We start from the raw sequence: 25,416 nt of genomic DNA on the forward strand, positions 1-25,416 counted from the left end.
TTTAATCACCCATACATTTTCCCACTTGCCCGCTGTTGTTGGTCAATTTGGCTGCCCGGCTTGTTGGCGCGCGGACGAAAACTTTCAGGATCCTTGCGGAACGTCAAATTCATTTCTTTCAAAAACATGTTCATGCCATGTTCTTTGTCAAATGGCCCTTCAATAGTGCCGCTGTGTGCTGCAACTCCCGTGCACACACATACTCGATTGGAAAGGTAATCAACAAACAGCAGGTCGTGGTCAACCACCAGACAACTTGCCCCTTTATGTTCCATCACTTCGCGAATCACTTTTGCGACGGCGAGACGCTGTTCGACGTCAAGATACGCTGATGGCTCGTCAAGTAGATATAATTGAGCATCGCGGGCAAGGCATTGCGCAATGGCAACGCGCTGCAATTCTCCACCTGACAATTCGCAGAGTTTTTTTGTGTACAAGTCTTTGAGCTGCAGCGGGCGTACCAGCAGCGCTTCATATTTTTCATTAACCTGTTTGAGCACGTCTGCGGTAAGCTGTTCGCTTTCACTTTCGAGATATTGCGGCTTGTATGAAACTTGGACACTGCGATCGCTCTGCACACTTCCGGAATCAGGCGCATGGTCGTTTGCCAAAATCCTGACAAATGTTGTTTTTCCAATGCCATTCTCGCCGAGCATACCATACACTTCATTCTGCGCAATGAATCCTTCCGGCGCCTCAAGCGAGAACGTGCCTACTTTTTTCTTGATGCGCTCCCACGACAGCATTTTTTTTGGGGTGGTCGGCGTGCTCTGCGGCGTTATATCAAAGGTGATGGCATAGTCGCGGAAGCGCATATTTTCATCTTTCAAAAATCCGCTGAGGTACGTGTTGATGCCGACTCTGCTGGTCATCGGTTGGCTCACCACACCATAACCGCCGACTTCACCATACATGATGTGCACAAGGTCAGTCATAAAGTCGAGAATAATTAGGTCGTGCTCAATGACCAACACTGCATTTTTTTCTTCGCCGTTTGCGTCGTCAACAAGGTTTCGGATGAATCGGGAAACACTGACGCGCTGCTTGATGTCAAGATACGACGTCGGCTCGTCAAACAGGTACACGTTTGCCTTTTTCAGCGCCGTTGCGCAAATAGCAATCCGCTGCAGTTCGCCGCCGCTCACGCTGGCAATGTCATGGTCAAGCACGGTATCAATCTCAAGGAGTTTTGCGTACTGCTCAAGCTTCTTTTTTTCATTTGCTTTTTCCAGCAGCTGGCGCACGGTTCCGTTGTGGTGTTTGGGGATGCCATCAACGGTTTGCGGCTTGTAGGCAACGCGGATGGTCCCATCCCGAACTTTTTCAAAATATGCCTGCGCTTCTTGTCCCTTGAAATAATTGATAACTTCGTGATGCGTTGCGTCGCTGTCTTTGCCGAGGTTGGGCTTGACTGCTCCTGCAAGAATTTTCAGCGCCGTTGATTTGCCGCCACCGTTTCTTCCGAGTACGCCAACAACTTTGCCGAAAAGCGGCGTTGGCAGATTATACAAATGAAACCCATTCGAACCGTAGCGGTGAATCGGCGGCTTGTTGATTGCTTCCGGAAGATTGATGATATGAATCGCGCCAAAGGGGCATCGCTTGGGGCAGATGCCGCAGCCCGTGCATAAGTCAGCATCTATCTTTGCCTTGTTGTCCTCCCCCTTGACAATACACGCCGCGCCGGTCTTGTTCACTGGGCACAGTCGGGCGCATAAATAGTTGCCGCACTGCATCGGATGGCACTTGTCTTTTTCCACAACCGCTATGCGAACCATGCACCCAAAACACGTGCCGGTGTTTATATATTTTTATACCCTCGTAAGAAAAGTATATAAACCACCCTCATCCTTCTATCAGGTGGTGCTGAGGGTTGATGTTGTGATGAAAGCACTCAAAACAGAGTTTGCCGCGTGGAAAACCGGCGAAACCTGCGCGCTCGGCAAGATGGAATTTGACAGCCTGAAGATGATGAAAAAAAACATCAACGAAGGCAAATATACTGACATTGCCCAAGCCCGTGACCATATCGATTTTTTGAACACCTTAACCAAAAAAGTAAAAAAAATTTCCAGTGATGCACATCATCAGCTCTGTCCTGAAGCACAACTGGTCATTGCACAAATTCAGGATGTCCACAGCCTGCTTGACGCATTGTACTGCAAGCTCACTGCCGGCATGACGCCATCGCACCACGAGCGGCCCAAGCGGTACACCGGAACGGGCATGTCCGGCTTCGGCGCAGGATCCATGAAACAAGCCCTTGTCGGCGGAAAATACTAACCACTACGTAACCTCTACTACCAACAAACGAACAAGAACAGGTGTGGCGCATGAAATGTGAAATCTGCAAGGCAACGGTTGAGACAACCTTCTTGGAAAAAATTCTTGGCAGCTATTTCAAAGATGCCAAAGGCAAAAAGCACCTTATCTGCCCTCACTGCCAGAAAAAATTCCCCAAAAAAGACGATGTTTTAAAAAAGCTTTAAAAGGGACGGCTGTTTTCTCGAAGCACAATGCCTCTGTAGCTTAACGGTGGAGCGGCGCTTTCGTAAAGCGCAGGTTGGGAGTTCAAATCTCCCCAGAGGCTTATTGGTTTGGAGTCGAGGGCACGGTCTCACGTTGCGCGAAGCGCCTCGGCCTCGGAGAGGCCGTTTTGGCCAAGCTTTTGCGCTTGCGCAAAAGGTTGGTTCTAAATCTCCCCCGAGGCTTATTTTAATTTTCTGCATTATTCTTTTCACCACAAACAATTTAAACCTCCTCCCTGCTTTTTTCCTCATGAGAAAATTTCGCAGGACAAAATCAGACGTTCTCACCAACGCCACTCCCACAGCTGAAAAGAAGCCGAGAAAACTATGGGCCATTGTCATCATTCTGGTCATGGCGATGAGCGTTGTTGGTTTTTTGTCGTTTGATTATTCCAGCATTGAAAAATATAACGGCTTCAAGCTCGTGAATGTCGATGCACGCTCGTGGAAAGTCGTCAAAATTCCTGATCTGCTTTTCTATTCACATCCGAACGAGCTTGAATCATTCCCCCTCACTGAAGATTTTATGCTTCGGCTGAAAGCCTCACCGGTTATCTGGTTCACGACGCCACCGGATGATGCCAACAATGAAACTATCAGTGCGGTTATTTTTGATTTTGTGTGGCCGTTTGCCGAGCATGATTCCATTGTGCGCCGAGGAATTACGACCTCAAATGGGAGTCTTCCTTTCGTGACCTGTGCCAATGCAACCTCCTCACTTCCCATCGTGGTTGTGGAAACAGGCAGCAACCGCTCACTCGAGCGTACTGGAACATGTTACACGTTTACCGGGCAGACCACACGCGATTTCGTTGATCTGCGCGACCGTATTTTGTATGGATTTTATAATGTGATTCCTGATAGTGCCGGAGTTGCCGGTGGTTCGCCATGAGCAGAATTGCAAAAAAACATGTCAGCAGAAAACGGGTTTCAGCAGTTTCAGTCCGCTCACCAAAAAAAGACACCACTCTTCACACGTTGGTGCAGGATCAGCTGCGGGATGACCAGCCTCTACCCATAAAGAAAAAAGTGGTGCATGTGTCTGGCGATAAGAGTTTTTACATTATCACTGCAGTGGTTGTGGTTCTTTTTATTGCCCTCATTCTAACGGTTACTATGCTGAAAAAATCATCGCCGGTTACCTTGGATGATTACCATGACTTGAATCTCCAAGGTAAGCTTGATCCAGAAGAAGGGTATCTATACAATGGATTCAGTTTTGTCAAAGTTAAGGATACGTGGTACACTCGCCTTAAACGCCAAAACAGTAGTCAGGTATACCATGTTGAAGTTCGCTACGGGCCGCGTGATGTGGAAAGCGTGCCGCTGCATGGCGATTATAATTACCTCCTTACGTTTAACAGCACTTTTATCACGTTCGATCCAATCGGCAAAGACTTTCCCCATGTTGCGCTTGCTGCTGCTGACCTCAGTACAAATTTGGTCAAGGTCTTTAACCTGACACCGTACGCCGCCTGCACCAAAAATGAAACAAAAGCATGCACTGATCGCCCTATCGTCGGCTGCACCCAAGGTGTTCCTGTTATTTTCCTGAAAGAAGATCCAACTCCCGCAGTGACCGTTACCGGAACCTGCATCACCGTCCAAGGCACGGGCTTTGACCTGGTGAAAGCAGCGAACCGGTTATTGTTAGCGTGGTACGGGGTTATGTGATCAGTGCTTCATCATATCATCACTATCTCTGGTTTAATATACTTAAATTTCACATAGGCTGGCAGTGAAAATCGTGAGGCGCTGACCTGTTTTTCTTTACAGTAATACGTGTTGTTTACTTTAACACCCATCATTTTTTCAAGCAGTGGGTAATAGGCACTGCTTATATTGGTGCCCTGCCTTTGCCACATTGTCCATATGTGCTTATTCCTGCCATCGTCAATTGTAACATGGATTTTGTTCGCGAACCTTGTTTCAGTGCGTGTATGGTTGCCAACAACCCATGCTACTCCTGTCAGTTCTGGTCTTGACCAAGTGCATTTGAGCGATTTGCCCGATGCACTAATATTCTTCATTGTATCGTACACAACTGCTTCTTGCGTGCATGCTGAAAGAAGGAGAAGTGCTCCGATTAAAGCAATTATTTTTTCCATGGGTAGCTCTCTTTAGTCTCTTTTTTGTTTTTAATGTTTGTTATTTTACACAAACTATAAAAAAGGCAGTGTTCTTTAATAGGGAATTAGGAGAGAAAAGAGGGATCCTATGTTTGATTTCAAGCAGCGTGTGTTTACCATCCTTGCTATGGTCTTGCTTATTGGCGGGATGGTTGTGTTGACCACCAACAAAGATCTGACCGGCACCTCGAGCGTGTATGCTGCTCCTTCTGCCTCACCTTCAGTTACGAGCTTCACGGGCTACCCGATTGCAGACCGTGCAGGAAGCGTTTCTGTTGACGAGCTGGGAAAATTTGGTTTCTACGTGCTCCTCTTGGCAGGATTGGTTGTTGGCGTGTTCCAGCTTGCTTCATTTTCAAGCCGGCTGAATGACGAGAGTGATGCGCGCAGGGCAGTGGTGGCGTACATCAAGCAGGCGCGTGAGCAAGGATTTTCCCCTGATCAAATCGAGAAGCGCTTGCAGGATGCCGGCTGGGGTGACGAGAGTCTCGAGAAGTCATTTAATCGGGTTGCGTAACCAGTTGCATACGCTTTGAACTAAACATTTAAATATTCTCTTTTTTCTCCCGTCGTCATGGCTGATGCTCTTGATTTTTCAAAGCTTGAGAACTACGACCCACTCGTGCAGGAGCCGCTGATTCAGGCATTCTGGGAAAAAAACAAGATTTACGCATTCAACCAAAACACCCAGAAAGAAATCTATTCCATTGACACGCCGCCGCCGACCGTGTCTGGAAAAATGCACATGGGGCATGCATTCTCCTATTCCCAGCAAGACTTTGTCGCGCGGTACAAGCGTATGCGCGGCTATGAAGTTTTCTATCCTTTCGGCACCGACGACAACGGCCTTGCGACCGAGCGGCTCATTGAAAAAATGAACAAGGTCACGGCCCGAAAAATGGACCGTCAGGCGTTCATTGCGCTCTGCCTGAAAACCCTTGAAGGCCTTCGCACTGAATATGTGCAGGATTGGAAACGGATTGGTTTCTCTGCGGATTTTTCGCTGTTTTATTCAACCATCAACGCGCACAGCCAGCGTATTTCCCAGCGCTCGTTTGTCCAGCTCTATCATCAAGGCAGAATTTACCAGAAAGAATCTCCGACCATCTGGTGCCCGCAGTGCCAGTCCGGCTTTGCCCAAGTTGAGCTGGAAGACGTCGAGATGACCAGCCATTTCAACGACATTGTTTTCAAAGCAGGCGCAAAAGATCTCGTAATCGGCACCACACGGCCGGAAATGCTTGCTGCCTGCGTCGCCGTACTCGTGAATCCGCATGACCAGCGCTACACAAAACTGATTGGCACCTTTACGAAAGTTCCGCTCTACAATCACGAAGTTCCAATTCTTGCCGACGAAAAAGCAGACCCCTCCAAAGGCACAGGTGTTGTCATGTGCTGCACGTTTGGCGACCAGACCGATGTGGAATGGTGGTACAAACATCATCTTCCATTGCGCGAACTTATCAACAAGGACGGGACGCTCACCACTCTTGCCGGAACCTACGCGGGCATGCCAACGAGAGATGCGCGAAAGGCGATCATCGAGGAGCTTCGAACCAAGGGATTGCTGCTCGTGCAGAAACAAATCACTCACGCGGTAAAAGTGCACGAGCGGTGCGGTACTGAAATAGAATTCCTGAAAACAAAACAATGGTTCCTGCGCTATCTTGATCTCAAAGAGCAATTTCTTGAAGCCGGCAGCCAACTGAATTGGCATCCAAAATTCATGAAGGTTCGCCTTGACCATTGGATTCAGGGACTGCAGTGGGACTGGTGCCTCAGTAGGCAACGGTTCTTTGGCGTTCCCATTCCGATATGGTACTGTAAAAAGTGTTCAGTGCCAGTCATTGCCGAGGAAAAAGACCTGCCCGTTGATCCGTTGCAGTCGTTTCCAAAGAAAAAATGTGCCTGCGGCTGCAAAGAATTCATTCCGGAAAAAGATGTGCTTGACACCTGGGCAACATCGTCGCACACGCCGGAACTTGCCGTCGAATTAGTCAGCGACCACACCCTACGGGCAAAACTTTTTCCCATGAGTCTGCGCCCACAAGCCCACGACATCATCACGTTTTGGCTCTTCAACACTCTCGTCAAGAGCCAGCTGCACCATCAGAAAAATCCGTGGAAGGATGTTATTATTTCCGGCTTTGCGCTTGACCCGCACGGCAGAAAAATGTCCAAATCAAAAGGTAATGTCGTGGAGCCGCAAACCGTGACAGCGAAGTACGGTGCTGACGCGCTGCGTTTCTGGGCAGCAGGATCAAAACTCGGTGATGACCTTCCCTATCAGGAAAAAGATATTGTGACTGGAAAGAAAATGGTCGTTAAGCTCTGGAACGCGGCGCGATTTGCCATGACGCATCTCGAATCGTACACTCCGGGAAAACTTTCTCCACCAAAAAAATTCCTGCTCATGGATCGTTGGCTTCGCTCAAAATTACACGGTCTTATCAAGCGCAGCACCGAGGCGTTTGACCAGTACGAATATTCAAAAGTAAAAACTGATGTTGAAAAATTTTTCTGGCATGACTTCTGCGATAATTACCTCGAAATCATCAAGGGACGGCTGTACAACACCGAACAGTATGGGCACGATTCAACAGAATCAGCGCGTAGCACACTGTACCGCGCACTGTTTTCGATACTGAAACTCACTGCGCCACTTCTCCCCTTTATCACCGAAGCAGTATATCAGCGCTCATTTCACCACCATGAAAAAATCCTGAGCATCCATCACACTACCTGGCCGGACTATGATGAATCGCAGATTGATAAAACCGCTGACGAAGCTGGTGACTTGCTCATTGACATCATCACTGCAGTGCGCAAGGCAAAATCAGACAAAACAGTTTCCCTCGGCAAAGACGTTGCGAAAATTCTGATTGAATGCACCGGACAAGAACAGATGATGCTTGAAGAAGCGATCGATGACATAAAAAATACAACGCGCGCCGCAGCAATTGAGTTTGGTGCCGTTGAAAAAGGAGTGAAATGCCTGAACACCGACGTCAAGGTTGGCGTTGTGTTTTGAGCAATAGGTTTATAAACTTCTGACTTTTGGATGTTATTGCGCGGACGTGCCGGAGCGGTCAAACGGGACGGGCTTAGGACCCGTTAGCTTAGTGCTTACGCAGGTTCGAATCCTGCCGTCCGCATCAACATTTTTTTGCTTCGCAAAAAAATGTTGTGCACGACGAGTTTTCGCCTCCGGCGAAAACAGCGCTTCGCGCACGGAAAAAATATAGGATACTAACCAGTTGGTGTTCAGTCGTTGCGCGAAGCGCCGGGGCTCCGAACGAAGTGAGGTGTCTTTTTTTGGTCAAGCTTTTGCCGCCGAAGGCGGGAAAAGGTTGCGCAGGTTCGAATCCTGCCGTCCGCATCACTTTTTCTTTTGAGTCACGGTAACCAAAGAATTCATCTTCTCACCGCCTCTTCCACACCACGCCATCAGGCGTGTCGTCGAGCCGGATGCCCTGCTGCGCAAGCTCGTCGCGTATCTTGTCTGCAGTTTTCCAATCCTTTTTTTTTCGTGCTGCTTCGCGTTGGGCAATGAGTTTTTTGATGTCTGCGTCAATATTTTCCTCTTTGTGGGCAAGTACGTTGAGCACTGAATCAACTTTTTTTATACATCCGAGAATCTGTTTTGCTTCTCCTGTAGTGAGTTTTTTGTCGTTGTTGAACCGGTAGATTTCTTTGACGCAGTCAAACACATGGCCTAATGCCCCAGAAATATCAAAATCGTCATCCATACAATTTTCAAATCCTTTCTGTGCTGTTGCCAGCGCTTTCTTCACTTCAGCTCGGATCGTGCCGGGCGCGTGCTCTGTTTTGGTCAGCATGCCCATAAAATCATACAGCCGTTCGAGGCCGTTCTTTGCCTGATCCAACAGCGTGTCAGCAAAGTTGATGGGCTGTCTGTATTGGGTTGACAGCAAAAAAAAGCGTACAATGCGCGCGTCGTATTTTTTCAGCACGTCGCGAATGGTAAAAAAGTTTCCTAAGGATTTTGACATTTTTTCATTGTCCACCGTCACAAAACCGTTGTGCATCCAGTAGCGCGCAAACGGTGCGCCATTCGCTGTTTCGCTCTGCGCAATTTCGTTTTCGTGGTGGGGGAAAATAAGGTCTTGCCCTCCTGCGTGGATGTCAAGGGTTTTGCCGAGGTGTTTCAGGCACATGGCACTGCATTCAATATGCCAGCCCGGCCGCCCTGCTTGCCACGGCGCGTTCCAGAACGGCTCGCCCGGCTTTTGGTATTTCCACAGGCAGAAATCATGCGGATGTTTTTTCCCCTCGGCAACCGTATGGCGCGCCTCTTTTTTGAGCTTGGCCAGTTTCTGGCCGGAGAGTTTTCCGTATGCTTTGCATTTTTTAAGGTCAAAATAAATACCATCAAATTCAATTTCATACACTGCACGTTTTTTTTCAAGCTGGGTAATCAAGTCTATCATTTCCTGAATATGCTCAGTTGCTTTCGGCGCAACGTCTGATTTCATAATCCCTAATTTCCCATAGTCTTCCTGATACGCCTGTATCATTTCTTCACTGAGCGCTGATTCTGTTTTTCCGCGCTCCTTGGCGCGGTTGATAATTTTGTCATCAACATCAGTGAAATTAGAAACAAAGGTGACTGCAAATCCTTTCAGCAAAAAATAGCGGCGAATGACATCAAACGCAATCGCACTGCGCGCGTGGCCGATGTGACCGTAGTCATACACGGTCGGTCCGCAGAGGTACATCCCGATTTTGCCGGGTACCAGCGGCTTGAAGGGCTCTTTTTTCTTGGTGAGTGTGTTGTAGATGCGCATGGGGTTTTGTTTTTTTGTTGTTTTTTTAAATATTTCCCTTGGTATTTCTCTTTTTCCCCTTTTTCCTGTTCTATATTCTTTTGTATAACTATCTTTATAAAAGCTCCGGTGTCCCCCACACTTATGGCAGCCAAAAACCCGTGGAAGCTTGCAACCTTGGTGCTTGCATTACTCCTGCTTATCTCCTTTTTTGTACCAAAAAATCTTCTGCGGCCGTGGGAATCAACTGACACTGCCACCAATTCGGTGGTTCCTGCACTTGTTGACACATCGTACGACCCGGCGGTTCAGGTTGCCATCATCAACGACAAGACCTGCACGCTTTGTGACGCCTCGAATGTTGAAACTGGCCTTCGTACCTATTTTCCAACGGTGCAGATAAAAACAATTGACGTCGCAAGCTCCGCCGGAAAGTCCCTTATCAAACGCTTCAATTTGCAAACACTTCCGTCATTTATTTTTGATGCCGCGATCACCGCAACAGCAAATTACGACAAAGTCAAGTCTGGGTTGATTCAAAAAGAAGGTGTGTACCTGCTTAACCCAGCGATGACTGGTGCAGGCCGCCTTATACACAATCCGAACGTGCTTCCTGATGATGCAGCAGAAGGTTCAGAGAATGCTCCTGTAGTGATGTTTGAATTTTCCGATTTCCAATGCCCCTTCTGCAAAAAGTTTTTCGACGAGACCTACCCTCTGCTGAAGAAGGACTACATCGATACCGGCAAGGTTCGCCTGATATTCCGCCACCTGCCGCTTGACATTCACGAGTTCGCTGCGCAGACCGCGCTTGCGGCGCAGTGTGCTAACGACCAGAAAAAATTCTGGGACTACCATGATGTTTTGTTCGTTCACCAAAGCGCGCTTGATGTTGATAGCCTGAAAAAATATGCAGCGGATTTGAAGCTTGACACCACCCAATTTGGCGACTGCCTCAACACCGTCAAACACGCCCAGCGCATTGCCGGCGATATCGCCTATGCCACCAGCATCGGCATTTCTGGTACGCCGAGCTTTGTCATTAATAGAGTGGTCATCAGCGGTGCTCAGCCGTACGAAATTTTTAAGACGATTCTCGACGCTGAGCTGAAAAAATGAAGACAGGCCCGGAACTGATTGAGGATGCACAGAAAGGCCGCTTTTCTCTTGACGATTTTGCCGGTTCAGTTCAGCACCTGCAGGTTCAGCCAATCCATGTCGCGGCATTGCTTGGCACACTCTATGCACGGGATCCTTCCTCGTATGGTTCAATTTCTGGTCCTGTTTTGTCCATTGCTCGGGACAGTGGTCCTATCCAGTATAATGGATTTGTTCCGAGTTTTACCGGCGTGTTCGATACTTCGGCTGAAGATGCATTCGTAACAAATCTTCTTAATGCAAAGGTTAACCACACCGCATGGAACGCGCCAGAAATTGACGAGCTCGTGCAGGGATATTGTAGCGAACGGTTTGCCCATCATCACATGGCCGCCCTGCTCGGCGCCATCATGGTACAAGGATTGACCACTGCTGAAACCGTTGCGCTCACCACTGCAATGACAAATTCCGGCAACCGTCTCTCATTTCCATCGCTCGACGCAAAAGGCCTTGTTGGGGTCGATAAGCACAGCACCGGCGGCGTTGGCGACGGTACGAGCCTTGTGCTTGCACCGTTGGTTGCAGCGGCGTGTGACTCGGTGTATGTGGCGATGATGTCTGGTCGCGTACTGAACCATACCGGCGGCACCCTGAATAAGCTTGAGGCTATTCCTGGATTTCGCGTCGATTTCAGCGCGTCAGAACTTGAAGCAATTCTTGGTGAAACACGATGCGCTATCTTTGGCCAGACCGCCGAGCTTGCGCCGGCGGATAAGAAAATCTACGCGTTGCGTGATGCAACTGGCTGTGTGGCAAACGACGGGCTGATTGTTGGTAGCATCTTGAGCAAGAAACTTGCTGCAGGGGTGCAGGTGCTGGCCATGGATGCAAAATTCGGCAACGGCGCGTTCTTGAGCGACTATGATACCTGCAGAAACTTTGCCCAGCTCATTGTTGACGTCGCCGCAGGAAACGGCATGAAAGCGCGCGCTTTTACCACTGACATGAACGAGCCGCTGGGCATGTACGCCGGCAATAAGCTCGAGGTTGCATGGGCAGTTGAATGTTTGAATGGATACCACGGCGATTCACGCTTTATGCATGTTACCTATCGCCTTGCGCAAGAAATGATTGCGCAAGCAGATCCGTTATCAGTTGCACCGTCACAGCTCCGTTATCTTATTGGTGGGCATACCGTCCCCGGTCGGCAAACTCCCTATGAAAAATTCAAGGCAATGGTCACAGCACAGGGTGGGGATGTTAATGTTGGCGGTCTTGGCTCTCTTGACCCTGACAACCATACCAGAATGAGAGGTATACCCTTGCAACGATTGGCAGCACAGAGATGTGATAGATACATTCTCCGCCGTTTGAATCCGCAAAGAACAACTCACCTTCATTATGTTACTGCCCCTAAATTTGGTTCTGTTAGCGAATGTGGCTACGTCACGAGCTTCGACGTGAAACAAATTGGCGACGAAGTACATCGGCTTGGCGACGCCACAAATCCTGATGTTGGCGTCATCTTCACAAGACAGCGCGGCGATCTTGTTGCTGCAGGCGACGTTCTCGCCGTGGTTCTTCACGACGGAAAAACAGGAAATCCAGAAGCATTTGGCAGGTACATTCATCTCGACCGCGAGCCGCCGAAAGACGAGCCACTCATCCGCGCGATGATTTCACCGTCGCAGCAATAAAACAAAAACAGAAACATTAAAAAGCCCTTTTTGTTCACTTCTTCTATGTTCCAAAAAATAAAAAAATACTGTTCTTCCTACACCGCTCCGGCAAAGAATTCGTTCATTGCCCTCTTTCGTCGCCCTCGATTTTTGCTCATTTCAGCACTCGCTGATTTTGTTTTTCTGTTTGCCTATGGTCTCGTGACTGCGCCGCTGGTGCAGAAAATTATTGAAAACCTGCTCGGCTTTGTGCAGTGCATTACCAAGGCAACAACCAACCAGTCGCCGTGGACCTTTTTGTTTTGGATTGTGCTGTATTTGGTATCAGTCTATCTCATCTATGTCGTGTTTCAGGGCGTGGCATGGTGGGCGGCTACAAAATCAAGCTCTCAAAAATTTCGGAAAACACTCCCGCTTGCTCGGTACCTGTTCAGGTTTTCAAAAACAACAGTTCCGTGGTACCTGCTTTTTGTTGCTGTCCACGCTGTTTCCTATTTCACCACGCTGGCCGCGCTCGCAGCGCAGCAGACAAAAGACCTTTCGCAGCCGCCTTTTTTTGTTGCTCTGTTTTTTATCGTGCTCTATTTTGCATTCCTCTCCTATGCCCTGCTTCCTCGGTTTACTCCAGGAACAGCAATCAAAAAGGCGTTCGTTCTTGGCATTCACCATGCGCATAAAACCATCCCACTTTTCGTCGTCATCGGCATTGTTTTTTATGCAGCAAACTTTCTGCTCGGCATTCTTGCGTATGCCCTGCTCCGCGATGTTCTCGCCCTTACGGTTCTCTACCACCTCATCTCTGCTGCGGTTATTTTTCCCTTTCTCTGTTGGACACGCCTCTACCTTCTCGCCAGTATCAACAAACTATTTAAATTCTGAATCGTGAGGGCACCGTATGGTGAAACACTCTGCTTTTTTGCATACAGCGATAAAGGCGGCGAAAGCAGCCGGCGTCATCATCAGAAAAAATTTTGACTCTGCTCCGACCGTGAGCATCAAAAAAGATAGCTCTTTTTTGACGACTACTGACCTTGCGGCAGAGAAAGAAATCATCACCATTCTCAAAAAAACATTTCCCCACCACCAGATATACTCCGAGGAAGCAGGCGCAATTCGCAGTGCAGGAACATCCGAGTATCTCTGGCTCGTTGACCCACTTGATGGCACAACCAACTTTTCTATTCATAATCCGTTCTTCAACACCGCTATCGCGCTTCTGCACAACGGCACACCCATCGTTGCAGTGGTGTACAATCCAATTGCCAATGAGCTTTTTTACGCCGAGCGCGGAACGGGCGCGTTTCTGAACAAAAAACAGATTCATGTTTCAGCGGAAAAAGATCCGAGAAATGGGGTGTTGAGTTTTTGCCACGGCTCAACTGATAAGGCAGTTGCGCGTAGTTGCCTGGTTTCCACATCACTCAAGAAAAACCTGACAAAACATGTTCGCCAGCTGGGCGCTGCGGATTTGGATATGTGTTATGTTGCAGCCGGCCGCGTGCTGTGCTACTACTCCACCGGCCCGGTGCTGCACCCGTATGACATTTACCCCGGCATGCTCATTGCGCAGGAAGCCGGCGCCGTGGTATCTGATTCAGCAGGAAAACCATTTACCTCAAAAAGCACGGATATCCTCGTCAGCGCCCCCAGCGTGTATGATGAGCTGCTGAAACATATTCACGCAGCGCTTAAACACCACTGAATATCACAACCTTTTTATTTGGCGGCTTCCCCTCTCTATTCGAGGTGTTCCTATGGACTATGACCATCATATGTGGACCAGTGTGCTCATGCGGCTCTCGCTTGGCGTTGTCTTCCTTGCTGCTGGTGTGTTAAAGCTCTTTTTTAACTTCGCACCACCGATTGAAAAAATTGTTTTCTTCATGCCCAAAGAAACATCCCTCGCGCTTCTCGGCATTGTGGAATTTGTCGTTGGTGCCCTGCTCCTGCTCGGCCTGCTGACCCGCGCTGCATCGGTCATTGCAGGGCTTCTGCTGGTTGGATTCGTGCTGAGCTCATTTGCGCTCGGTGTTTTTGTTTCACAGTTTATCATCAAAGATTTTGTCCTGCTGTCTGCAGCATTGCATTTCATGATGCATGGCGCACCAGCGTTCAGCGTTGACTCGCTTATTCAGCGGATCTAACTCATACATCAATAACTAAAGAAAAATAACTAAGGAAAAAATAAAAAAGAGGTGTCGGGTGATTCTGGTAGCCCTTGGCGGCAATGCCCTGCTTCAGCACGGGGAAAAGCCATCCATTGCCGCAGAATTGCGCAATGCAGAAACTGCTGTTCACCATCTGGCGCCTCTGCTGGCCAACAAAAAGCTCGTCATCACCCACGGCAATGGTCCGCAGGTTGGCGCGATTCTTCTTCGAAGTGAGCTTGCAAAAAATGCCGTGTACGCGCTTCCGCTTGCCGTCTGCAACGCAGAATCCGAAGGTGAGATTGGCTATATCCTTGAGCAGGCAGTGCGGAATGTGTTTCTCAAGAAAAAAATACGCCGCGAGGTTGCCAGCCTTGTTACACTCGTTGAAGTTGGCAAAAATGATCCAGCATTTCGAAAGCCAACTAAACCAATCGGGCCTTTCTACACAAAAAAACAGGCAGTGCTGCTCGCACGAAAAGGCATGTCCATTATCAACGATTCAGGCAGGGGATATCGCCGCGTGGTGGCGTCGCCAAAACCAGTGCGCATCATCGGCAGTGTAGTGATTGAAAAACTTGCCCGTGCGGGTATTATCGTCATTGCTTCTGGCGGCGGAGGCATTCCAGTTATATCAACAAAAAACCGTTTGCAAGGCATTGATGCGGTTATTGACAAGGACTATGCTTCGGCGCGGCTTGCGCATGATATCGATGCTGCTGTTTTTATCATGGTGACTGACGTGCCGTGCGTGTACCTGAACTATGGCACGACCCGCCAAAAAAAACTTTTACGGCTGACCGTTGCTGACGCAAAAAAATATCTTCGGGACGGCCAATTTTCCGAAGGAAGCATGAAACCGAAGATTGAAGCAGCAATCAGCTTTCTTACGGATGGTAATCATCGCGCGCGAAAAGCACTTATTGTCTCAATTACCGATGTCGAGGCCGCGATACACGGCATTGCAGGCACAACCATCACCCGGTGAAAAACAATATAAAGCTGAAACACCACAGAAACAAAACAGAAACAAAAGAGAAACAAAAAAGAGGTTGGCATGGTCACAAACGTCATCATCATGGGCGCAGCAGGCAGGGACTTCCATAACTTTATCACTCTTTTCCGCAACAATCCCACCTACCGCGTCGTTTGTTTTACTGCGGCACAAATTCCAGGCATTGCCCGACGCACGTTTCCCGTGAGCATCGCCGGCAAGCTCTACAAGAATCCGATCCCCATTTTTTCTGAAGAGCAGCTTCCGACGCTCATCAAAAAATATCATGCTGATGAGGTCTATCTTTCATACAGCGACCTGTCGTTCAAAGACGTCATGCAGAAAGCAGGCATCGTGATGAAAGCAGGCGCTGAATTTGTGCTTGCGCCCGCAGAAAAAACAATGCTCACGTCGAAAAAGCCCATCATTGCCGTGTGTGCCGTACGCACGGGCTGCGGCAAAAGTTCAGTGTCCCAAAAAATTGCCGCATACATACACTCAAAAAACAAGCGCGTGGTGGTCGTTCGCCACCCGATGCCGTACGGTAATCTTGAAGACGAAATCTGCCAGCGTTTTGCGTCGTATGCAGACCTCAAAAAAAACAAGTGCACCATCGAAGAGCGCGAGGAATACGAACCCTACATCGAAAAAGGCATTGTCATCTACGCAGGCGTTGACTACACTCAAATTCTCCGGGCTGCAGAAAAAGAAGCGGATGTCATCATCTGGGACGGCGGCAACAATGACACGCCGTTTTTCAAGCCCGACCTGCACATTACCTTGGTTGACCCCCACCGGCCCGGCAATGAGATTTCATATTATCCTGGCTACACCAATCTGCTGATGGCAGATATTATCCTCATCAACAAAGCCAGCAGCGCGCCTAAAAAAAATGTTGCGTTGGTTGAGCAGAATTGCCGTGCTGCAAACCCGCGCGCTGCCATCATCAAATCTGCGTCCGTCATCAAAGTGGACAAGCCCGAGCTGATTCGCGGCAAGCGGGTAGTGGTTGTGGAAGATGGCCCGACCTTGACGCACGGAAACATGACCTATGGCGCCGGCATGATTGCCGCACAAAAATATCACGCAACACCCGTTGATCCGCGGCCGTATGCCGTTGGCAGTATTCGCATGATTTACAAGCATTTTCCCAAGCTCGGTAAGCTTCTTCCCGCAATGGGCTACAGCAGCCATCAGCGCATGGAGCTCCAAACAACCATCAACAATACACTCGTGCGTGGCCATGCACATGCGGTGCTCGGCGCCAACCCCATTAATCTCAGCAGTCTGCTTCGCCTGAAAAAACCAATTGTCAAGGTGCGGTACCACGTTGAAGAGCTGGGAAAACTAAAACTCGCGTCGTTTATTGACCGTGTCCTCAAAAAACAAAAAACAAAAAAATAAAACACGACTGGTGAAACAATGGCACAACATATCGAACTCCTTGAAAAACTCATGAACGCGCTTGGCCCCAGCGGCGATGAAGGTGCGGTGCGTGACATTATCAAAAAAGAAATCGTGCCCTTTGTTGACGAGATAAAAGTGGACAAGTTTGGCAACCTGATTGCGCGGCGCGCCGGAAAAGGAACAAAAATAATGTTTGTGGCGCACATGGATGAAATCGCGCTTATGGTCAAAAACATCAATGAGCTCGGCCAGATGTCTTTCTCGGCAGTCGGCGGCGTTGAGGCCTTAACGCTGGTCGGTGAAACCGTGCGCATCCTGAACAACAAAAACCAATTTGTGTGTGAAGGCATTGTAAGCTGCGAAGAACTCCATGAAGACCTTGAGCTGGAAAAACTTCCCAAACTCAATGACCTGTACATTGACGCGGGTGTCAGCAGAAATGAGCTCAAGAAGCTCGGTATTGACGTTGGCTGCTACGTCATTCCCACGCACTCATTTAGATATCTTGGCAGCAAAAAATATATTTCCGGCAAGGCAGTTGATGACCGCGTCGGGTGTTATGTGCTTGTTGAGCTCATCAAACAGCTCAAACAGAAAAAATATGCAGAAGATCTCTATTTTGTTTTTTCAGTGCAGGAAGAAATCGGCCTCTATGGTGTTCAAGTGTCACTCTACCAAATTAATCCAGACTGGGGAATTGCGATTGACACCACCAATGCTGAAGATTCAGACCCTGCCGACCCCTTGGTAACGCTTGGCAAGGGTCCGGTTATTACACTGAAGGATTCTGAAATCATCACCAGTAAGCTTCTCGATGACCATATCAAGTCGCTTGCCAAAAAACACAAGATTCCCCACCAGCCAAAAGTGGAGGATGTGGGCACCACGGATGCCACTAAAATAATGCTGCACAAGGAAGGGCTTCCCTCAACCATGGTTGGGCTTCCGGTACGCAACATCCACTCATCTGTTGGCATTGTGCACCTCGATGACATCACCAATTGTATTCGTCTCTTACAGTTGCTCCTTGACAACCCTCCCTGCATGAGTACCCCCTGTGTAATGAAAAATATAGGCGTGCGGAAAAAGAGAAAAAACAATCGACGCTAAAAAAACATATAAACCCCCTCGCCTTTTTTTCTCCTATGAAAACCGTTGCAGTGGTCGGCAAAAATAAAAAAGCAGTGAAGCGACTTATTCATGACCTGCGCGCTGCAAGATTCCGTGTCACAAATCATCCTGAAGCAGTTATTACTCTCGGCGGTGATGGAACCTATCTCTTTGCGGAACGGAAGTATCCGGGCATTCCAAAAATTATCATCCGTGACAACAGCATCTGCAACCAGTGCAATGAAAACACCCTGCACGAAATTATTAACTCCCTGCACACCCGCGCATACACCATCCAGGAAAATCTGACACTTTCTGCAACAATTACCCATCGTTCCGGACGAAAAAAAGTATACACTCCAGTTCAATGCACCAATGATCTCATACTTCGCAACAAGGATCCAACGCAGGCGCTGCGCTACACCGTCGCCATCAACGGAAAGCAGATTGACGGAACCCTTATTGGCGATGGCATTGTCGCCGCAACACCCTTTGGCTCAACTGCCTATTTTTATTCAGTTACCCGTAAAAAATTTGTCCGTGGCATCGGGCTTGCATTCAACAATACCACTATCCATCTCCCTCCCCAGGTTCTTCCGGAGACTGCGCGTATCACCATCACGATTATTCGCAACGATGCCGAGTTTGCTGCGGACAACAATCCCGCTGTACTCATTGTTCATCCTGGCGACACCATCACCATCACCAAGGCGCACCACCCGGCAAAAATAATCAAGCTCAAAATCGGCTGGAAAGGACTTATTGACAAACTTTTTAATAACCGGCGTCGTTCATTATTCTAAACTACCATGGCACTCAAAGATCACCTTACTGGGCTCAAAAACAAGGGAAAATATTTTGTTGAAAACACCCGCTACAAAATTCGCCAGTACCAGCTTACGCGCGGCTCTGGCAGAACTGAACAAATTTTCGGCATGAGCATGGCGACCAAAATCATGATTGCCCTTCTGCTTCTGGTCGTGGTCACTGCTGTTTTTTACGGTGGAAAAACGCTTCTGAACAAAGAAAAAAGCGCAGGAGAACTCACCGACGAGGGGTACCTTCCCGTCGAAGAGGCCGACCAAGAACAGGCCGTCGCCGGTGAGCAGGCAGTGCCCATCGAACAGGAAGAAGTTGTTCAAGCAGAATCGACACCAGAACCAACTCCTTCTGCTCCTGCCCTTGATGAAGAAAAAGAACAGCTCCGTGCAGACGTGCAGCGTTTGCAAGCAGAAAACAACGAACTCACCACTCTTTTGGTCAGTGAATCTGCATTGCGTGACGCTGTGGACTTGACCATCCTTCCTGAACCATTTGACGTGCAAAACATGGGCGCATCCTGCCAGGTTGACATTCGTGACAAGGAACACGACCTTGAAAGTGAAATCCAATTTTTCAAAGAAGCAAATCGCAGTTATTCCTCGGTGCTGGAACAGGTGCGTGAGCCAGCACACACGCTCACCACAGCGATTGAACAACTCCGAACAAAAAAACAAGACCTCACCAGCATGGTTCAAAAATGCGTTGCTGAAGCGCCGGAACAACTAGCTGAGCCAGAACCTGCGCCTGAACCCGAGCCATCTCCTGAACCTGACCCCTCCTCGAATTCCTCTGAAAACCAAACTGAAACCTCGTCATGAAACCACTATCTATTCGTTCAAGCACGATTCACGGCTCTGTTTCTCTCCAGCTCAATGCCCAATATCTTGCGCTGAAAAAACAAGGCAAGCCAGCCATCAGCCTCGGCGTTGGCGAGCCGGATTTTGACACGCCTGCGCACATCAAGAAAGCAGCGAATGACGCGCTGAAGCGCGGCGCAACGCATTACGTCGCCACTGCCGGCATTCCTGAAGTGCGTGAAGCAGTTGCACAGTACTTCAAAAAATACCATCGCGTAGAATACACTCCCAATGAAGTCATGGTGTGCAATGGCGCAAAACAGGCAATTCTCAATGCGCTTCTCGTCATCCTGAATCCCGGCGATGAAGTCGTGATCCCCGAGCCATCATGGTTCAGTTTTGCCGAGTTGGTGAAACTGGTCGGCGGCGTGCCGGTGTCATGCCCAACTGAAAATTTAATGGTGCGTGCATCGCTGATTGAGCAAAAAATCACCCACAAAACACGAGCCATCATTCTGAACAGCCCGTCGAATCCGACCGGCGAAGTAATTCCATCTGCCGAGCTGAAAAAAATTGCAGCACTTGTGCATAACCGCGACCTTTTTGTTATTTCAGACGAGATGTACCATCGCTACCTGTTTGCCGGCCGACATACCAGCATTGCTTCGTGTAAAGATATGTACGAGCGCACGTTTCTCGTGAACGGCGTTTCAAAAACGTATGCCATGACTGGCTGGCGGTGCGGATTTGTCGGTGCGCCAGAACAGTTTATTTCGGCAATGACGCGGATTCAGGACCACGCAACCGGGTGTATTAATGTACCGACACAGTGGGGGGTGGTTGCCGCACTCTCCGGTACCCAAGCGCCGGTCACTGCCATGCTGAAAGAATTTGAAAAGCGGCGGAAATATATCCTCCAGCGGCTCAATGAAATTAACGGCATGGTGCCGAACAATCCTGCCGGAGCGTTTTATGTATTTCCGGATATTTCCGAATTTCGCTGTTCATCGTTTGATTTCTGCCAGCGCCTGCTCGCCGAGAAATTGGTTGTTGCCATTCCCGGCAGCGCCTTCGGTGCCGGCGGCGAGGGGCATATCCGGCTGAGCTACGCGACCTCGATGAAGAATATTAAAGAAGCGATGGATAGAATAGAAAAATTTGTGAAGAAGTTTTGATAGTGTGCCTGTTGCGAGAAATCAAAATTGGTCTTATTATACCTAACTGTTTTATGGTTAAAAAAATGGTAAATAATATCTTTATGTTGTATGGCGCACATGATATTAAATTTAAGTATGGCTTAAAGAATTTTAAAAACTGCATCGACCAGTTTAAAACAATTGTAAGAAAAAACAAACTAAAGTATAAAGATATTATCTCAATTATTGAAAATAGTATAATTGACCCTATACCTATTGGAATTAATCCAAAAACATCGCCAGAAGATTATGTGAGAAAGAAAACAGAACTGGAAAAACTTTTGCTTGAGACATTCTTAAAAAAGAAAGAGACTTTCTTTTCTACGATAATCAAAAAATTTAGAGGAAAATCAGAAGGTCATGATGATTTCAGTTTTCAATTAATGAACTTTCTAAAAAATAAAAAAACAATCATTGTGTTTGAAGAAAACAATTGTGAAGTTATTAAAAAATATGTTGAGTACGAAAATAAAAGTGTAGAAGAGACCTTAATAAGAATTTTAAAATCATCTCATGAGGTGGACAATATGAGAGATGAGTTAATGGTTAATCAAATTAAACAATTAAGTTACAAACATCCTGATAAAAATTTTGTGATTGTTAGGGGGAGTCTTCATAATAAACTTTCTGATTATCTTAAACAATCAGGTTTTGATGTATCAGACTATACCTACTGAGTGTGTCACTATTCGTCGTTTAGATATCTCCAAGGTTTCGTATCTTTAAACCTATCAAGGTCTCGTTTTATCAGATTTAAGTAGGACCCCGATTTTTCCATCAATTTCTCTTTTTTAGATGTCCATGTTTAATGAGTAGTTCTTCTATATGTGGGTGCCGATAACTAATATCTTTTGTTTCAGTTAAATCGTGAAATGTCTGCATTCCTATACTGCATTTCGTGCATAACAAATTCACAATTATCGTTCCTTTTCTTAGATTGTCAGTTTTAACATGTTTATCAAATTCCTTAACACCTACATATTTTCCATTTTTAAAATATACATCAGTAACTTTTTTTATACAATATGTATCAATGGCGTCCTTTAATCTTCCTTCTTCAGGTACTTTTCCATCTCTTCTAAACTTCTTCCATGCCTCAATTGCTTTAATCGGATCGCCTTCTACATAAGACTTCCGCATTTTGACCCTCAGTTGGTCTCTTAAACATATTATTTTTCTTTTATTTCTAGTTCTTACTTGAACAAATGGGTTATTTTCAAAATCAATTGAATGTCTACTAAACATTGTTCCTGCAAGTATATAATCATGATTTATACAAAATATTGATTTTAATAACCTAAAAAATCCCATGTTAATCCTCTTATTAAACTTCAAATAATTGATCTATATAAAGATTATCGTGGTTGGTATATCGACGTCCTTTTCTGTTTCTTCGTGCCCTCCAACTCGTTGTTAAAGTGATTCAATTGTATTTAATCCTCATCATCCACATCTTACTCCTTCATCTTCACCACAAAGAATGCGTGGTCTTTTTCAAAGGGATCCAGCGCTCGGTAATCAACAATCGTCATTTCTTTCTCCAGTTCGGCGCGCACCTTGGCAAATATCACGCTGGGCCTTTCTTGTACTGCAATACTCCGTGCCTTTACTGCGAGAATGCCACAGCCGCCTTTTTTCAGAAACATTCTGCAGTTTTTAAGGAATATCTCAACCTGATTTTTTTGGGCAATGTCTTGGAACACCGCGTCACATTCAAGGATTTTGTTCCAATACTGTTCGGGATGGTTTGCATCGGCAAGAAGCACCGTCATATTTTCACGCTGTTCAGCAACCAGTACCATGTCACGAAGCGGGCGCGGCGCCACATCAAGGGCAAACACAAATCCACTCTTTCCGACGATATCAGAGACATGGCTTGCCGTTGTTCCTGATGCGCATCCCAAATATAACACTCGCACACCCGGTTTGATTCCAATCTGGCTTACTTCCTTTATAATCGCGGCGCCGATTTTGCTCCTGCGCACGTCCCACTCACGGTATTCGATTCCACTATGGTTGACTAATCGTTCACCGTACACCGCAACGCCCGGCACGAGGTTCTGCGTGAAGAGATGATAATTTTCCTTGAAAACTCCTTGGAGCCGGTGGGGGATGATCATTTTTTTCCCTCCAGATACGCTGCAAGTTTGAGAAATGCTTGTTGGCGCTGGCTGATACAGTTCTTTTCTTCAGTCGTCATTTCCGCGTATGTTCGCGTGTGGCCATCAGGCACAAATAACGGGTCATAGCCAAAGCCGTGATTGCCGCCGCGCGGCTTGTCCAGTATTTTTCCTACGACTTCGCCGACAAACACAATCGGCTTGCTGCCCGGCTCGGCGTAGGCGACGCATGTTTTGAATATAACTGTTTTGTCGTCAAAGATGCTGGCGATTTTGCCGATTTTTTCAGTGCCCAACGCCTTGATAAAATGGGCGCCATACTGGCCGGGCATGCCACCCAATGCGTTGATATAAAACCCCGTGTCATCGACAACGACAGGCTTGTTTAATTCAAGACAGGCAGCGCTTGCTTTTGCAATTACGATTTCTTCCTGCGGCGCTTGGAGTTCAGGGAGCTGGAGATCAACATTGGTGATGGTATACTTTTTCAAAAGCTCTTGTGCCTCTTTAACTTTGTGTTGGTTTGTGGTGACAAACACAATCTCTTTCTTATGTTTCATTTTCTTCCCCTCAACTCATTGCACCTTTTCTCCACCAATCTCTTGAGCTGTTCGCCGACAAATTTCCCTTTGAAATAATCAACTTTTGCGGCAATTGAAATCTTATCGGCAAGGCACCGTGCCATTTTTCCGCGGCTTTTCTTATCAAGCTTTCCAACCAAGTCGTGTTCAAAAATCAGTCCGTATTTTGGCGAGCGCGCTCCTGTTCGCAAATGCCGGAACAATGCTTTTTCCGCGCCGAGGAGCTGGACGGTTGATGCAGGAAACTGGGAAAGCCGTTTCAAGCTGCCTGCCTTGGCAATAAGTTTTGCGCCGATGGCAACACCTGCGACGCTGGTGACATTTGCGCAGTAGGCTCTCATTGTTTTTTCAAGATATGCTTCATGTTTTTTTCGTAAGGTAACGAGCGTATTGAGCTGCTGGGCAAGTTCATGCACCGGCTCAAGGTCCTTTTGGTCAAGCGCCGCACCCATGGTTTCCTCTTCGCGGATGTTTAGTTTTTTCATCAGCGCAGGCCGGTCGAACGTCGCCAGCGCATTGATAAACGATTCGTGGCTTTCTGTCGTGTCAACAAACTCTGGCAGCGTGTAGCCGTACCATTCCCTCAAGCGTTTTGCGAGCAGGTTGAGCATCTTGGTAATCTCACTAATGCTGTTGCTTGTTTGTATCAACGTGTTGTCCTGTGTTACTGATAGTTTGATGGCCCGTTTGGTCATCGCAAGATTGTTTTTTCGCAGATCGGAAAGCCCGGAGGCGAGCGCAGCGCTCACGCCGGCATAGAGTTGTTTGAAATTTTTAACGTCTGGCTTCAACAGAATTGCGCCATGTTTGGCAAGGAGTTCCTGCTCATATTTTGTTGGCTGATCAATAATCTCTTTATTGGTGAATCTTTTTTCTTCAAGAATGCGAAAACTGCCGTCACCGTGCTTAATCACAAAGCTGCCAACGCAGGTAGTTACAACGAGTTTGTTCATGGTCCGTCTCCGGGGGGTTCACTGTGTCGGGGGTTGGCGCCTATCGTACAACGCGACTAACAACTTTGTTGGGAAGGGCTAACTATTTAAACCTTTCCATCCTGGTAGGTGGCATGAAACTGGTCTATTGCCCCTGTAAATATAACGATGAAGCGCGGGAAATCGCGCGCGAATTACTCAGGAAAAAGCTGATTGCATGCGCGAATGTGTTCCCAATTACCAGTTTGTATGGGTGGAAAAAGAAAAAACGTGAGCAGGGTGAAACAGTGTTGTTATGCAAGACAACTGCTGCCCGCGCAAAAAAAGTGGTGGCAGAAATAAAGAAGATGCATTCGTACGAGTGCCCGGCAATCATCGTGATTGACGCAAAGGCGAACAAAGAATTTGAGAAATGGGTTAGTAAATCAACGTCCCGTTAAACTCCTTTTCCCGCAGCAGATTGTCAAGTTCTTTCATTGAGGGGCCAATCATCGCCACTTTTATTTTTCGTTCAGCGGCATACTTGCTTGCCACCGGATCAAACGGCGCGTGAATGCCCGGCTTCCAAGTGGGGCCCACAATTTTTAAGAAATCCTTCCATTCAATCTTTCTAATCTTTTTTGCGTTCTTGTATCTGTGCGGGTCTTTGTCATACACATAATTAACATTTGACATGTTGATGATGCGGTAACAATCAAGATACTGTGCCAAATAAACTGCATCCATATCAGTGCTGCATCCTGGCTCCCAGCCGCCTGCAACAATAATGCGATGGTCAGTGTCCGGCGGCTGTGTCGGATTGTCCAGCACGCGCTTGTAGGCAATGGAGGAAAATAATCCGCGCACCAGTTCAGCATTGAGTTTCGTTGCGGCAATGCCAATCCAGTCAAGGTCTTTTTGCGTCATCGGGCAGAGTTTTTTTGCCGTCTGCTGGTATTCCCGCGCAACGGTTCCGCCGCCGCAGATGATGACGAATTTTTTGTCCTTGTGGTGCAAAACCACTTTTGCAAATTTTTTCAGAAACGCGATGTCCGGCTTTCCCGGATTGATGAGCGAGCCGCCGAGCGAGATGATGAATGTTTGCATGAA

27 protein-coding genes and 2 tRNA genes are annotated in these 25,416 nt (G+C 47.6%); 21 read left to right on the forward strand and 8 right to left on the reverse strand.

The features are described from left to right. Nucleotides 1-5: 5 nt before the first annotated feature. Nucleotides 6-1,778 (reverse strand): ribosome biogenesis/translation initiation ATPase RLI, encoded by a 1,773-nt coding sequence (locus Q7R76_05370; GenBank protein ID MDO8642977.1) that lies wholly within the window; start codon nt 1,776-1,778, stop codon nt 6-8. Nucleotides 1,779-1,863: 85 nt separating this feature from the next. Here Q7R76_05370 and Q7R76_05375 point away from each other — a divergent pair, with 85 nt between their 5' ends. The 5 genes from Q7R76_05375 to Q7R76_05395 all read left to right on the forward strand — a co-directional run bounded on the left by Q7R76_05375 (nt 1,864) and on the right by Q7R76_05395 (nt 4,202). Beyond that, the gene (locus Q7R76_05375; protein MDO8642978.1) at nt 1,864-2,283 is read left to right on the forward strand and encodes a hypothetical protein; all 420 of its coding nucleotides are present in this window, start codon (nt 1,864-1,866) and stop codon (nt 2,281-2,283) included. Nucleotides 2,284-2,333: 50 nt separating this feature from the next. Beyond that, nucleotides 2,334-2,489: a hypothetical protein gene (locus tag Q7R76_05380; protein MDO8642979.1), complete on the forward strand. Its 156-nt coding sequence runs from the start codon at nt 2,334-2,336 to the stop codon at nt 2,487-2,489. A 29-nt stretch (nt 2,490-2,518) separates the two neighbouring features. Further along, nucleotides 2,519-2,590, forward strand: a tRNA-Thr gene (locus Q7R76_05385). Between the two features lie 188 nt (nt 2,591-2,778). Beyond that, a complete protein-coding gene (locus Q7R76_05390; protein MDO8642980.1) occupies nt 2,779-3,420 on the forward strand; it encodes a hypothetical protein in 642 nt (213 codons plus the stop codon). Next, a complete protein-coding gene (locus tag Q7R76_05395) occupies nt 3,417-4,202 on the forward strand; it encodes a hypothetical protein (protein MDO8642981.1) in 786 nt (261 codons plus the stop codon). The genes Q7R76_05390 and Q7R76_05395 overlap by 4 nt, the downstream gene beginning before the upstream one ends. An 11-nt stretch (nt 4,203-4,213) precedes the next feature. Here the strand turns inward: Q7R76_05395 and Q7R76_05400 are convergent, their stop codons facing one another. Beyond that, nucleotides 4,214-4,636 carry a hypothetical protein gene (locus Q7R76_05400; GenBank protein ID MDO8642982.1) on the reverse strand — a complete coding sequence of 141 codons (423 nt, stop codon included), beginning with the start codon at nt 4,634-4,636 and terminating at the stop codon, nt 4,214-4,216. Nucleotides 4,637-4,745: 109 nt separating this feature from the next. On the opposite strand from Q7R76_05400, the gene Q7R76_05405 reads away from it, so the two are divergent. From Q7R76_05405 to Q7R76_05415, 3 genes are all read left to right on the forward strand, one after another. Next, nucleotides 4,746-5,174: a hypothetical protein gene (locus tag Q7R76_05405; GenBank protein MDO8642983.1), complete on the forward strand. Its 429-nt coding sequence runs from the start codon at nt 4,746-4,748 to the stop codon at nt 5,172-5,174. 57 nt (nt 5,175-5,231) lie between these two features. Continuing rightward, nucleotides 5,232-7,688, forward strand: coding sequence for a valine--tRNA ligase (locus tag Q7R76_05410; protein MDO8642984.1), 2,457 nt, complete (start codon nt 5,232-5,234; stop codon nt 7,686-7,688). A gap of 40 nt (nt 7,689-7,728) precedes the next feature. Beyond that, nucleotides 7,729-7,812 (forward strand) — tRNA-Leu (locus Q7R76_05415). A 267-nt stretch (nt 7,813-8,079) separates the two neighbouring features. Here Q7R76_05415 and cysS read toward each other — a convergent pair. Further along, a complete protein-coding gene (cysS, locus tag Q7R76_05420) occupies nt 8,080-9,465 on the reverse strand; it encodes a cysteine--tRNA ligase (protein MDO8642985.1) in 1,386 nt (461 codons plus the stop codon). Nucleotides 9,466-9,588: 123 nt separating this feature from the next. On the opposite strand from cysS, the gene Q7R76_05425 reads away from it, so the two are divergent. From Q7R76_05425 to Q7R76_05480, 12 genes are all read left to right on the forward strand, one after another. Further along, nucleotides 9,589-10,563, forward strand: coding sequence for a DsbA family protein (locus tag Q7R76_05425; GenBank protein ID MDO8642986.1), 975 nt, complete (start codon nt 9,589-9,591; stop codon nt 10,561-10,563). Further along, nucleotides 10,560-12,239: a thymidine phosphorylase gene (locus Q7R76_05430; GenBank protein ID MDO8642987.1), complete on the forward strand. Its 1,680-nt coding sequence runs from the start codon at nt 10,560-10,562 to the stop codon at nt 12,237-12,239. Before Q7R76_05425 ends, Q7R76_05430 begins: the two co-directional genes overlap by 4 nt. 45 nt (nt 12,240-12,284) lie before the next feature. Beyond that, entirely contained in the window at nt 12,285-13,100 is an 816-nt protein-coding gene (locus Q7R76_05435; GenBank protein MDO8642988.1) for a hypothetical protein, read from the forward strand. Between the two features lie 16 nt (nt 13,101-13,116). Beyond that, complete coding sequence (locus tag Q7R76_05440) at nt 13,117-13,923, forward strand: inositol monophosphatase family protein (protein MDO8642989.1); 807 nt, start codon at nt 13,117-13,119, stop codon at nt 13,921-13,923. Between the two features lie 52 nt (nt 13,924-13,975). After that, entirely contained in the window at nt 13,976-14,365 is a 390-nt protein-coding gene (locus Q7R76_05445) for a DoxX family protein (GenBank protein ID MDO8642990.1), read from the forward strand. Nucleotides 14,366-14,423: 58 nt separating this feature from the next. Beyond that, entirely contained in the window at nt 14,424-15,356 is a 933-nt protein-coding gene (locus tag Q7R76_05450) for a carbamate kinase (GenBank protein ID MDO8642991.1), read from the forward strand. A 69-nt stretch (nt 15,357-15,425) separates the two neighbouring features. Next, nucleotides 15,426-16,766 carry a cyclic 2,3-diphosphoglycerate synthase gene (locus tag Q7R76_05455; GenBank protein ID MDO8642992.1) on the forward strand — a complete coding sequence of 447 codons (1,341 nt, stop codon included), beginning with the start codon at nt 15,426-15,428 and terminating at the stop codon, nt 16,764-16,766. A gap of 18 nt (nt 16,767-16,784) precedes the next feature. Beyond that, the gene (locus Q7R76_05460) at nt 16,785-17,879 is read left to right on the forward strand and encodes a M42 family metallopeptidase (protein ID MDO8642993.1); all 1,095 of its coding nucleotides are present in this window, start codon (nt 16,785-16,787) and stop codon (nt 17,877-17,879) included. Nucleotides 17,880-17,914: 35 nt separating this feature from the next. Further along, nucleotides 17,915-18,682: a hypothetical protein gene (locus tag Q7R76_05465; GenBank protein ID MDO8642994.1), complete on the forward strand. Its 768-nt coding sequence runs from the start codon at nt 17,915-17,917 to the stop codon at nt 18,680-18,682. 6 nt (nt 18,683-18,688) lie between these two features. Beyond that, complete coding sequence (locus Q7R76_05470) at nt 18,689-19,519, forward strand: hypothetical protein (GenBank protein MDO8642995.1); 831 nt, start codon at nt 18,689-18,691, stop codon at nt 19,517-19,519. Next, nucleotides 19,516-20,673, forward strand: a complete 1,158-nt coding sequence (locus tag Q7R76_05475) for a pyridoxal phosphate-dependent aminotransferase (GenBank protein MDO8642996.1) — start codon at nt 19,516-19,518, stop codon at nt 20,671-20,673. Before Q7R76_05470 ends, Q7R76_05475 begins: the two co-directional genes overlap by 4 nt. Nucleotides 20,674-20,726: 53 nt before the next feature. Further along, nucleotides 20,727-21,371, forward strand: a complete 645-nt coding sequence (locus Q7R76_05480; protein ID MDO8642997.1) for a hypothetical protein — start codon at nt 20,727-20,729, stop codon at nt 21,369-21,371. Between the two features lie 100 nt (nt 21,372-21,471). Here Q7R76_05480 and Q7R76_05485 read toward each other — a convergent pair whose 3' ends face one another. The 4 genes from Q7R76_05485 to Q7R76_05500 form a co-directional block, all read right to left on the reverse strand. Beyond that, nucleotides 21,472-22,005, reverse strand: coding sequence for a hypothetical protein (locus Q7R76_05485; protein MDO8642998.1), 534 nt, complete (start codon nt 22,003-22,005; stop codon nt 21,472-21,474). 143 nt (nt 22,006-22,148) lie between these two features. After that, nucleotides 22,149-22,814: a fibrillarin-like rRNA/tRNA 2'-O-methyltransferase gene (locus Q7R76_05490; GenBank protein MDO8642999.1), complete on the reverse strand. Its 666-nt coding sequence runs from the start codon at nt 22,812-22,814 to the stop codon at nt 22,149-22,151. Beyond that, complete coding sequence (gene rdgB, locus Q7R76_05495; GenBank protein ID MDO8643000.1) at nt 22,811-23,374, reverse strand: RdgB/HAM1 family non-canonical purine NTP pyrophosphatase; 564 nt, start codon at nt 23,372-23,374, stop codon at nt 22,811-22,813. The genes Q7R76_05490 and rdgB overlap by 4 nt, the downstream gene beginning before the upstream one ends. Next, nucleotides 23,371-24,348 carry an NOP5/NOP56 family protein gene (locus tag Q7R76_05500; protein MDO8643001.1) on the reverse strand — a complete coding sequence of 326 codons (978 nt, stop codon included), beginning with the start codon at nt 24,346-24,348 and terminating at the stop codon, nt 23,371-23,373. The genes rdgB and Q7R76_05500 overlap by 4 nt, the downstream gene beginning before the upstream one ends. A 113-nt stretch (nt 24,349-24,461) precedes the next feature. Here Q7R76_05500 and cutA point away from each other — a divergent pair, with 113 nt between their 5' ends. After that, nucleotides 24,462-24,767, forward strand: a complete 306-nt coding sequence (cutA, locus tag Q7R76_05505) for a divalent-cation tolerance protein CutA (protein MDO8643002.1) — start codon at nt 24,462-24,464, stop codon at nt 24,765-24,767. Here cutA and pyrH read toward each other — a convergent pair. Beyond that, complete coding sequence (gene pyrH, locus Q7R76_05510) at nt 24,745-25,413, reverse strand: UMP kinase (protein ID MDO8643003.1); 669 nt, start codon at nt 25,411-25,413, stop codon at nt 24,745-24,747. The two genes, cutA and pyrH, sit on opposite strands and share 23 nt — an antisense overlap. Nucleotides 25,414-25,416: the final 3 nt, after the last annotated feature.

The organism is Candidatus Woesearchaeota archaeon, from assembly GCA_030651375.1.
Lineage (GTDB): Archaea > Nanobdellota > Nanobdellia > Woesearchaeales > UBA12501 > JAUSFM01.

Bases quoted from the DNA above. Each gene is read 5' to 3' on its own strand.
- Q7R76_05400 (MDO8642982.1), bottom strand. From the start codon at position 4,636: ATGGAAAAAATAATTGCTTTAATCGGAGCACTTCTCCTTCTTTCAGCA.
- Q7R76_05470 (MDO8642995.1), top strand. From the start codon at position 18,689: ATGGCACTCAAAGATCACCTTACTGGGCTCAAAAACAAGGGAAAATAT.
- Q7R76_05370 (MDO8642977.1), bottom strand. From the start codon at position 1,778: ATGGTTCGCATAGCGGTTGTGGAAAAAGACAAGTGCCATCCGATGCAG.
- Q7R76_05410 (MDO8642984.1), top strand. From the start codon at position 5,232: ATGGCTGATGCTCTTGATTTTTCAAAGCTTGAGAACTACGACCCACTC.
- Q7R76_05500 (MDO8643001.1), bottom strand. From the start codon at position 24,348: ATGAACAAACTCGTTGTAACTACCTGCGTTGGCAGCTTTGTGATTAAG.
- pyrH (MDO8643003.1), bottom strand. From the start codon at position 25,413: ATGCAAACATTCATCATCTCGCTCGGCGGCTCGCTCATCAATCCGGGA.
- Q7R76_05440 (MDO8642989.1), top strand. From the start codon at position 13,117: ATGGTGAAACACTCTGCTTTTTTGCATACAGCGATAAAGGCGGCGAAA.
- Q7R76_05445 (MDO8642990.1), top strand. From the start codon at position 13,976: ATGGACTATGACCATCATATGTGGACCAGTGTGCTCATGCGGCTCTCG.
- Q7R76_05480 (MDO8642997.1), top strand. From the start codon at position 20,727: ATGGTTAAAAAAATGGTAAATAATATCTTTATGTTGTATGGCGCACAT.
- Q7R76_05455 (MDO8642992.1), top strand. From the start codon at position 15,426: ATGGTCACAAACGTCATCATCATGGGCGCAGCAGGCAGGGACTTCCAT.
- Q7R76_05485 (MDO8642998.1), bottom strand. From the start codon at position 22,005: ATGGGATTTTTTAGGTTATTAAAATCAATATTTTGTATAAATCATGAT.
- Q7R76_05405 (MDO8642983.1), top strand. From the start codon at position 4,746: ATGTTTGATTTCAAGCAGCGTGTGTTTACCATCCTTGCTATGGTCTTG.
- Q7R76_05475 (MDO8642996.1), top strand. From the start codon at position 19,516: ATGAAACCACTATCTATTCGTTCAAGCACGATTCACGGCTCTGTTTCT.
- Q7R76_05430 (MDO8642987.1), top strand. From the start codon at position 10,560: ATGAAGACAGGCCCGGAACTGATTGAGGATGCACAGAAAGGCCGCTTT.
- Q7R76_05465 (MDO8642994.1), top strand. From the start codon at position 17,915: ATGAAAACCGTTGCAGTGGTCGGCAAAAATAAAAAAGCAGTGAAGCGA.
- Q7R76_05425 (MDO8642986.1), top strand. From the start codon at position 9,589: ATGGCAGCCAAAAACCCGTGGAAGCTTGCAACCTTGGTGCTTGCATTA.
- Q7R76_05460 (MDO8642993.1), top strand. From the start codon at position 16,785: ATGGCACAACATATCGAACTCCTTGAAAAACTCATGAACGCGCTTGGC.
- Q7R76_05490 (MDO8642999.1), bottom strand. From the start codon at position 22,814: ATGATCATCCCCCACCGGCTCCAAGGAGTTTTCAAGGAAAATTATCAT.
- Q7R76_05380 (MDO8642979.1), top strand. From the start codon at position 2,334: ATGAAATGTGAAATCTGCAAGGCAACGGTTGAGACAACCTTCTTGGAA.
- cysS (MDO8642985.1), bottom strand. From the start codon at position 9,465: ATGCGCATCTACAACACACTCACCAAGAAAAAAGAGCCCTTCAAGCCG.
- Q7R76_05435 (MDO8642988.1), top strand. From the start codon at position 12,285: ATGTTCCAAAAAATAAAAAAATACTGTTCTTCCTACACCGCTCCGGCA.
- cutA (MDO8643002.1), top strand. From the start codon at position 24,462: ATGAAACTGGTCTATTGCCCCTGTAAATATAACGATGAAGCGCGGGAA.
- Q7R76_05395 (MDO8642981.1), top strand. From the start codon at position 3,417: ATGAGCAGAATTGCAAAAAAACATGTCAGCAGAAAACGGGTTTCAGCA.
- rdgB (MDO8643000.1), bottom strand. From the start codon at position 23,374: ATGAAACATAAGAAAGAGATTGTGTTTGTCACCACAAACCAACACAAA.
- Q7R76_05390 (MDO8642980.1), top strand. From the start codon at position 2,779: ATGAGAAAATTTCGCAGGACAAAATCAGACGTTCTCACCAACGCCACT.